The following is a 653-nucleotide window of genomic DNA, read 5'->3' as shown; positions in this document are numbered from 1 at the left end:
ATCTGGTTCGCCCTGACCTTCTGGGCCTACCTGGAGACGAAGTCCGTCATCGCGACCTCGGTGGTCGGCGGCGCCTACATGCTCATGCTCGCCGCCAGCGGCATGTACTTCGGCACCTTCGTCGACCGGCACCGGCGAAAAACCTCGATGCTCGTCTCCAGCGTGGCGTCGCTGATCGCGTACACCCTCGCCGGCGCCCTCTACCTGGCCACCCCCGCCGAGAATTTCCGCGACCTCACACGGCTCGAATTCTGGGGATTCACCGTGCTCGTCCTGGCCGGGGCCATCGCCGGGAACCTGCGCACCATCGCCCTCTCCACCTCGGTCACCCTGCTCGTGCCCGACGACCAGCACGACCGGGCGAACGGGCTGGTCGGCACGGTCAACGGCATCTCGTTCGCCCTGACCTCAGTCTTCAGCGGCCTCGCCATCGGCCTGCTCGGCATGGGCTGGTCCCTGCTGATCACCCTCGCCCTCACCGGACTCGCCCTGGCCCACCTGGTCACCATCACCATCCCGGAAGCCGCCCCCGCACCGCACACCGGCAGCGCAACCGCGTTCGACCTGCGCGGCGCCCTGACCGCCGTACGCGCGGTGCCCGGCCTGCTCACGATCCTGTACTTCAGCACCTTCAACAACCTGCTCGGCGGCGT

Annotated in this window: 1 protein-coding gene; it reads left to right on the top strand. The window is 68.5% G+C overall.

All coding sequences use genetic code 11. The features are described 5' to 3' along the window. The coding region (locus Ari01nite_RS49500; protein WP_203791711.1) for an MFS transporter at positions 1–653 on the top strand (653 nt) is incomplete at both ends.

Origin of the sequence: Paractinoplanes rishiriensis, from assembly GCF_016862375.1 — a bacterium.
GTDB lineage: Bacteria > Actinomycetota > Actinomycetes > Mycobacteriales > Micromonosporaceae > Actinoplanes > Actinoplanes rishiriensis.
The sequence above is the reverse complement of the archived record's forward strand: the minus strand, read 5'-3'. Positions and strand labels throughout refer to the sequence as shown.